The organism is Mycobacterium sp. E1715, from assembly GCF_001667625.1.
In the GTDB taxonomy this organism is placed as follows: domain Bacteria; phylum Actinomycetota; class Actinomycetes; order Mycobacteriales; family Mycobacteriaceae; genus Mycobacterium.
On sequence record NZ_LZJJ01000074.1, the window covers coordinates 1 to 7908 of the forward strand.

Here is a 7908-nt window from a genome sequence, read left to right on the forward strand (position 1 = left end):
TGCACTTTTCCTACACCCACCCAGGCATGTCCTGGACCGACGCTTTCTACTTCACCAACGAGACCATCACCACGACCGGATACGGCGACTTCAGCTTCGCCAAACAGCCGACCTGGCTGCGCCTGTACGCCGCCGTGCTGATGTTGGCCGGCGTCACCACCACCGCATTGCTGGTCGCCTTCATCGCCGATGTGCTGCTGTCGCGCCGATTCCTCACGTTGTCCGCCCGCCCGCGGGCGCGACACCTGCGCAACCACATCATCGTGGTGGGGTTGAGCGCGCTGGGGGTCCGGGTCGTGACCGACCTGACCGACGCGGGCTACGACGTGGCGGTGATCGAGCGCGACCCGAACAACCCCTTCCTGTCGACGACGGCCGACCTCGACGTGCCGGTTATCTTCGGGGACGCGACATTGCGCCAGACGATGGAAGCCGCCCGGGTGGACACCGCTCGGGCGGTGGCGGTGCTGACCCGAGACGACATGGTCAACATCGAGACGGGAATCGTGGTCCGCGAGATGTTGGGTTCCGAACCGGCACCCGTCGGCAACCGGTGGAGCAAGGTTCCGCTCGTGTTGAGGGTGTACGACCACGACCTGGGCTCGGCGGTCGCGCAGCGGTTCGGATTCGAAAACGTCCGTTCCACAGTCGAACTGGCCGCGCCCTGGTTCATCGGCGCGGCAATGGGCCTGCAGGTGCTCGGGACGTTCTCGGTGGGGAACCGGTCGTTTCTGATCGGCGGGATGTATGTGCAGGCCGGTAGCGAACTCGACGGTCTGCAGATGTTCGAGGTGTCTACGCAAACGCGGGTGATCGCGGTCACCCGCGACGACGCCCCGGTTCGGCTGCACCCGCGCCGCGATTCCCGGCTAAGCGCCGGTGACACCGTCTACCTGGTCGGTCCGTACCGGGAGCTCATCGCCACCCTCCGCAAGGGGCAGCCCGCGCCCCAGCCGATCACGGATGACCAACAGGCTGGTCGTGATTGCGGTTGCGACGAACCAGCAGCGGTTTCGAATGAAGACAACGTTCGCCGCCTGGAACCGATCAGAGGAGCGCGCGGTATAGCCAGCCATTGACCACAGCACAACGTTCGTCGACCCGCGGGCCGCAAGCCCGGGTCGCGACCGCGCGGCGCAGGGCCGCCGCGCATCAACAGCAAATCATGCAGGGGGAAAGGCTTTGTCGTCCACAATTCGCACGATCGGCATCGGTGCAGGCATCCTCCGGTCGGCTGAATAGGCACCCGAATGGATTTTGCGACGCTACCGCCCGAAGTCAACTCGGGCCTGATGTATGCCGGTCCGGGGTCGGGGCCGATGCTTGCCGCCGCCGCGGCATGGGAATCGGTTGCGGCGGAATTGCATTCGACGGCCAGCTCGTATGAATCGGTGGTTTCCGGTCTTACCGCCGGACCGTGGCTGGGGCCGTCATCGGTGATGATGGCCGCCGCCGCCAACTCCTACGTGGCGTGGTTGAGCGGCACCGCCGCGCAGGCGGAGCAGACCGCTGCGCAAGCCACTTCGGCCGCCGCCGCCTACGAGGCCGCGTTCGCGGCGACGGTGCCGCCGCCGGTGGTCGCGGCCAACCGCAGCCTGCTCGCGGCGCTGGTCGCCACGAATCTGTTGGGGCAGAACACCCCCGCGATCGCCGCCACCGAAGCCCAATACGGCGAGATGTGGGCGCAAGATGCGGTGGCAATGTACGGCTACGCGGGGTCAGCGGCGGCGGCCACCCAGCTGACGCCATTCACCCCGCCCCAGCAGAACACCGACCCCGTCGGATCGGCTACGCAGGCAAGCGCGCTGAGCCAGGCCGCCGAGCTGCCCGCCGGGTCGGCGGCCTCGACGACCGGGGCGGCGGGCGGTGCGGCGTCCGCGCTGGGGGTGAACACACCGTTGGACCTGATCAACGTCGGCGCCGACGCGATCGCCTACGGTGTCGACGCCCCGCTGGCCCCACTGGGAGCGGTGTCGATGCCCATCGACCTCGTCGGCGCGGAAACCGGTCTGCACACGGACGACATCGTCAGCGACTGGGATGCGAACGGCGCGCCCCTGTCGATAGTCAGGTCAGTGACGCCGCCAGACGCGGTGGCCACGCCGAATGTGTTGTCGCGCACGGTGTCCGCCGGTCTCGGCGAGTCCGACTCAATCGGCCGCCTTTCCGTTCCACCCACCTGGGCGGCGGCGACCCCGGCGGTACGCCCGATCGCGTTGGCGCTCCCGGCCGCGCCCGCCGCTGCGGCCGTCGCGGCGCCGAGCCTCGAGAGCACGTTCGGCGAGATCGCCCTGGCCGGCACGGCCGGACGCGCCATCCGCGAGGCGTTCGCGGGTAACCGTGTCCGCGTGCCGTTCGCCGCGGAACCGGTCGGCCGCCAGTCCACTGGCGCGGAAAAGGCGGAAGAAGGGCCCGCGGAGGACGAGCCGCGCACCGTGGTGACGGGAATCGCCGCCGAGATCCGCGAGTTCGCCAGGCTGCGCGACGAGGGGTTGATCTCCGACGAGGAATACATCGAGCAGAGAAATCGTCTGCTGGGGCGCTGAACCGTTAGAAGTTCAGCCCGGAGAACATGATCCGGTTCGGGTCGTACCTCTGCCGCACGGTCGTCAGCCGGGACAGGTTCGAGCCGAAGTAACGCGCCGGGGCGGCGTTGGCCTCCAGGTAATTGACGTATCCCCCGACCGAGATCTGTTGCACCGCTTGGTGTGCGGAGGTCAGCCAGGTGTTCGCGGCGGCGACCTGGCTGCCCGTGGGTTCGACGTACCACTGCAGAACCGCCGACTGATTGCGCCACGGGAACGCGGTGTCGCCCGGGGCCACGTCGGCGACGGCACCACCGAGGGGGTCGACGAGGACCGACGCCTGTCCGGCGCCGGCGGGCCACTGCCCGATCGCGGTGGCAATCGCGTGCGCCGCAGCGGAATCCACCGGGCCGATGACGTCCGACCCGGCCACGAACGAGCGCGCCGGAGGGTTGGAACTGCCGCCGGCCAGGAACATCACCAGATCCGTGCGGTTCATCGTCTTGTTCGACACGGCGGTCGGCGCCACCCCCACCGCGGACTTGATCGCGTCGGCCACGCCCGAGCCCGCTCCCGCGGGACAGGTCGCCAGCACGTGGCAGTTCGGGGCGGAGCCGATCATGAGATCCACGATGCCCCAGGTGTTTCGGTCCGCGCCGTTGAGCCAGGACTGCCACCCGACCAGCACCTGCGTCGCCGACGCGGGCGGGAAGTCGAGCCGCACGACATCGCTGTCCGAGGTGGCGAAGGTGGAGAACGTCATCGACGTCGTCGCGCCGAAATTGCCGCCGCCGCCGCCCCGGAGCGCCCAGAACAGATCCGGGTTGTCGTTGGCGGAAGCCGTTACCACGTCCCCGCTGGGCAACACCACCGTGGCGGACTGCAGCGCGTCACAGATCAGGCCCGCGTGCCGGGTGTCGGGCCCGATGCCGCCACCGAGAGCGAGCCCCGCGACGCCGACGGTGGGGCAGGTGCCGCTGGGGATCGCGCGCCCGGCACCGGTCAACGCCTGGTGGATGGCGTACAGGGTGGTCGCGGGGGTCACGGTGAGGTTGTTGCCGTCGAAGTTGGCGCCACCGGGAAGTCCGCGCAGGTCGAGCACCATCGTGCCGTTCGCGGCGGACGCACCGACGTAGGAATGGCCGCCGCCGCGGGGCGCGATCTTGAGGTTGTTGGCCGTCGCGAACGCGATCGCCTTCTGCACATCCGCCTGTGACGAAACCGTCACCACCGCAGCGGGAGAGGAACTGTCGTAAAACGAGTTGAAAACCTTTTTGCTGGTTGAGAATTGGGCACTGTTGGCGGGCAGCACGACGCTGCCGCCGATGGAGGACGCCAGGCCGCCCCAACCGGCCGGGGGGTCGGCGGCCGCGCGCGAGGTGCCGAAAACGGCGCCGGTGGCCAACATTCCGACGGCGCTGCGTAGAAACGCGTGGCGCGAGATGCCGCGCTGCAAGGACGGGTCCAGGGGACGGCTGCGATTAGTCGTCATGTGCGGAGATTCTTAAACATTTCTCACGCAAAAGCGCGGCACCGGCGCCCGTGTCAGATCACAGTGTGGAATCGATCCGTCGAGCGGCTTGACGAGGCACGCGGCGCAATAATCGACGCCGCGGCCGCCACCGGGCCACAAAACGCTTATTTGTGCGAACCTTTACCCCACCGTGTCGCAAACGTGACAGTGATAGCTCAGAGTTCACAACGTGATTCGAGTGCATCCGGCGCACTCCACGACCGAGGGGGAGGCCGCATGAAGGCACCGGGACGAACGAACCGCTGGATCGGGGTCTTTCGGAACCAGCCCCTGACCGTTCGTCTGCTGGCCGCGGCCGCCGCCCTGCTCACCGCGGCGTCGGCGCTGGCCGCGCCGGTGCGGGCGGACAATCCCGACGACAACTTCATCGACGCGCTCAACCACGCCGGCATCGACTTCGGCGAACCCGGGAACGCGATGTCCGTGGGCCAGTCCATCTGCCCGATGCTCTCCCAGCCGGGCGGCAACTTCGCCGCGGCCGCGTCCAGCGTCTCCGGCCGGGGCATGTCACCCGCCATGGCGCGGATGTTCACCACGATCGCGATACAGACCTACTGTCCCGAGCAGATGGCGAACCTGGCCAGTGGCAATCTGTCCGTCCCGCAGATGCCGGGCATGCCCGGCATGGGGGGACAACTGCCCGGCATGGCGGGGCAGCTACCCGGAATGGCCGGGCAAGTGCCCGGACTGCCGCGGCAGATCCCGGCCGTGCCGGGTATCTAACCGGTGCCCAGCGGGTCGATGGTCCACGCGATATAGACCATCGCCGCGGCGACGGTCGCGGTGGTGACGAAGTCGATTCCCTTGCTGCGCACCACCAGAAGGCCGGACCGCTCGTCGGAGAGCACCAGCCGCAGCGCGGCCGCCAGGCCGACGCCGATGCCGATCAGCAGCGAACCGCGCCGCCAGAAGTTGGCCCCGACCAGTGCGAGTGCGGTGGCGAAAGTCAAGCCCACCAGCAGGATTGGCCACTGGGCCCGGACCACGGACCGCGCGCTCATGCCCGTTCGGCGAGCTCGACGACGTTGCTCAGCAGGAACGCCCGGGTCAACGGGCCGACACCGCCGGGGTTCGGCGACACGTGCCCGGCCACCTCCCACACGTCGGGGTGCACGTCGCCGACCAACCCGTCCTCGGTTCGGCTGACGCCCACGTCGACGACCGCGGCGCCCGGGCGCACCATGTCGGCGGTCAGCATGTGCGGCACCCCGACGGCGGCCACCACGATGTCCGCCTGCCTCGTGTACGCGGCGAGATCGCGAGTCCCGGTGTGGCACAACGTCACCGTGGCGTTCTCGGAACGGCGCGTCAGCAGCAGCCCCAGCGGGCGGCCGACCGTCACACCGCGGCCGATGATCACCACATGCGCCCCGGCGATCTCGACGTCGTAGCGGCGCAGCAGGTGCACGATCCCGCGGGCGGTACACGGCAGCGGCGCCGGAACGCTGAGCACCAACCGGCCCAGGTTCGTCGGGTGCAGACCGTCGGCGTCCTTGTTCGGGTCGACCCGCTCCAGGGCCGCGTTCTCGTCGAGATGTTTCGGCAACGGCAACTGCACGATGTAACCGGTGCAGTCTGGGTTCGCGTTCAGCTCGTCGATGGTTTCTTCCAGCGTCGCGGTGCTGATGTCGGCGGGCAGGTCCCGGCGGATCGACGTGATCCCGACCTTGGCGCAGTCCGCGTGCTTGCCCCGGACGTAGGCCTGCGACCCGGGATCGTCACCGACCAGGATGGTGCCCAGCCCGGGGGTGCGGCCCGACGCGGTCAGGGCGGCGACCCGTTGTTTGAGGTCGACAAAGATCTCGTCGCGGGTGGCCTTGCCGTCCAGTGTGATTGCGCCCACGCCTGACAGTCTGGCACGGCGGGCGACTCCTACGTCGACGGCAACCCGTCCTGCAGGCGCATCGCGAGACATAACCCAGTGCGAGCGGAATCGGCGAGTCGTCGCCACTGGTTATGTGTCGCGGAGCGGGAAGGTGGCTTCGCCGGGCTTGCGGCCGCCATTAAGCTCCGGATATGTCAACCCCTCCGGACGTGTTCAGCCCGGCCAAGCTCGGCCCGATCACGCTGCGCAACCGCACCATCAAATCGGCCACCTTCGAGGCCCGCACGCCCGACACCCTGGTGACCGACGACCTGATCGAATACCACCGGCTGCCCGCCGCGGGCGGCGTGGGCATGACGACCGTCGCCTATTGCGCCGTCTCCCCCGGCGGCCGCACCGAGGGCAACGGGATCTGGTTGCGGCCGGAGGCGGTGCCCGGATTCCGCCGGCTCACCGACGCGATTCACGCCGAGGGCGCGGCGGTGAGCGCGCAGATCGGCCACGCCGGTCCCGTCGCCAACGCCAAGACCAACAAGGCCAGGGCGCTGGCCCCGGTGCGGTTCTTCAACCCCATCGGGATGCGGTTCGCCAAGAAGGCGAGCCGTGAGGACATCGACGACGTCATCGAGGGGCACGCCAACGCGGCGCGGCTGGCCATCGAGGCCGGCTTCGACGCGGTCGAAATCCACTTGGGCCACAACTACTTGGCCAGCTCGTTTTTGTCGCCGCTGATCAACCGCCGCACCGACGAGTTCGGCGGATCGCTGGAGAACCGTGCGAAGGTGGCCCGCGCCATCGTCATGGCCGTGCGCCGCGCGGTGGAAAAGGAGGGCACGCCGATCGCGGTCACCGCCAAGCTCAACATGACCGACGGCGTCCGCGGCGGAATCTCCATCGAGGAATCGCTGACCACCGCCAAGTGGCTGCAGGACGACGGCGGGCTGGACGCGATCGAACTCACCGCGGGCAGCTCCCTGGTCAACCCGATGTACCTCTTCCACGGTGACGCGCCGCTCAAGGAGTTCGCCGCGGCGTTCAAGCCGCCGCTGAGTTGGGGCATGCGCATGACGGGCAAGAAGTTCCTGCGCGAGTACCCCTACCGCGAGGCCTATTTGTTGCGGCACGCCAAGCTGTTCCGCGCCGAGCTGACGATGCCACTGATCCTGCTCGGCGGCATCACCAACCGGGAAACCATGGACCTGGCGATGGCGGAGGGGTTCCAATTCGTCGCGATGGGCCGGGCGCTGTTGGCCGAGCCCGACCTGATCAACCGGATCTCCGCCGATGGTGCCGCGCACAGCGTGCATTCCGCGTGCACGCACTGCAACAAGTGCATGGCCACCATCTACACCCGCACCCAGTGCGTGGTCACGGGCGCCCCCGATCTGCTAGCGCGCTGACGATGCGCGCCGCATAGCGGCGTGAGGAGGAAGCGGGCAATCCGACCCAGCGCGCTGACGAGAGCGGCCCCGCATACGCACATTTGGGGCTCAGGGTCGCCTTGGTTTCACGCGATACAGTTGGTTCGATGAGTGCACCAGCCCCGCCCGTCCTGACCGTTCGTTATGACGGGTCAGAACGCACCTTTGCCGCCGGTCACGACGTCGTGGTCGGGCGGGATCTGCGCGCCGACATGCGCATCACCCACCCGCTCATCTCCCGCGCGCACCTGTTGCTGCGCTTCGACCAGGGCCGGTGGCTGGCGATCGACAACGGTTCGCTCAACGGCACTTTCGTGAACGGCCGGCGGGTGCCGGTCGTCGACATCCACGACGGTCAGTGCCTCAACATCGGGAACCCGGACCGCGACGGCATGAGCGCCTGGAACATCTTCGTCGCCAGGTTGGCCACCTCGGGCGGCTTGGCGGCCGAGCGGCTCAGCTCGGTCTGCGGCGACGCCACCCCGGCGATCTTGGGCTGCGGCGGCGGGAAGTTGGGCGGCGGCGGCGCGGCCGGCGCGCGCCCGCCGCCCGCATACATCGGTTGCCCGGGCGGGGCGGGACGCGGCCCCGGCGGGCCGGGGC

The 7908-nt window shown here is 68.9% G+C and carries 8 protein-coding genes; 5 read left to right on the forward strand and 3 right to left on the reverse strand.

What is annotated here, in order from left to right; translation table 11 throughout:
• Both A9X03_RS04265 and A9X03_RS04270 read left to right on the forward strand, forming a co-directional pair.
• Positions 1 to 1079, forward strand: a 1079-nt coding sequence (locus A9X03_RS04265) for a TrkA family potassium uptake protein (protein ID WP_197696012.1), incomplete at its 5' end; no start/stop codon positions are given.
• Positions 1080 to 1250: 171 nt separating this feature from the next.
• Positions 1251 to 2546, forward strand: coding sequence for a PPE domain-containing protein (locus A9X03_RS04270; RefSeq protein ID WP_068259824.1), 1296 nt, complete (start codon positions 1251 to 1253; stop codon positions 2544 to 2546).
• Between the two features lie 4 nt (positions 2547 to 2550).
• Here A9X03_RS04270 and A9X03_RS04275 read toward each other — a convergent pair whose 3' ends face one another.
• A complete protein-coding gene (locus A9X03_RS04275) occupies positions 2551 to 3981 on the reverse strand; it encodes an FAD-binding oxidoreductase (protein ID WP_068259827.1) in 1431 nt (476 codons plus the stop codon).
• Between the two features lie 294 nt (positions 3982 to 4275).
• On the opposite strand from A9X03_RS04275, the gene A9X03_RS04280 reads away from it, so the two are divergent.
• A complete protein-coding gene (locus A9X03_RS04280; RefSeq protein WP_067783514.1) occupies positions 4276 to 4782 on the forward strand; it encodes a DUF732 domain-containing protein in 507 nt (168 codons plus the stop codon).
• Here A9X03_RS04280 and A9X03_RS04285 read toward each other — a convergent pair.
• Together A9X03_RS04285 and A9X03_RS04290 are read right to left on the reverse strand one after the other, a co-directional pair.
• Positions 4779 to 5060 carry a DUF3017 domain-containing protein gene (locus tag A9X03_RS04285; protein ID WP_067760322.1) on the reverse strand — a complete coding sequence of 94 codons (282 nt, stop codon included), beginning with the start codon at positions 5058 to 5060 and terminating at the stop codon, positions 4779 to 4781. The genes A9X03_RS04280 and A9X03_RS04285 overlap by 4 nt on opposite strands.
• Positions 5057 to 5902: a bifunctional methylenetetrahydrofolate dehydrogenase/methenyltetrahydrofolate cyclohydrolase gene (locus tag A9X03_RS04290; RefSeq protein ID WP_067760324.1), complete on the reverse strand. Its 846-nt coding sequence runs from the start codon at positions 5900 to 5902 to the stop codon at positions 5057 to 5059. Before A9X03_RS04290 ends, A9X03_RS04285 begins: the two co-directional genes overlap by 4 nt.
• 173 nt (positions 5903 to 6075) lie before the next feature.
• Here A9X03_RS04290 and A9X03_RS04295 point away from each other — a divergent pair, with 173 nt between their 5' ends.
• Positions 6076 to 7284, forward strand: a complete 1209-nt coding sequence (locus A9X03_RS04295; protein WP_067760327.1) for an NADH:flavin oxidoreductase — start codon at positions 6076 to 6078, stop codon at positions 7282 to 7284.
• 128 nt (positions 7285 to 7412) lie between these two features.
• Positions 7413 to 7908 (forward strand): FHA domain-containing protein (locus tag A9X03_RS30035; protein WP_231975346.1); only part of this gene is annotated, 496 nt, incomplete at its 3' end.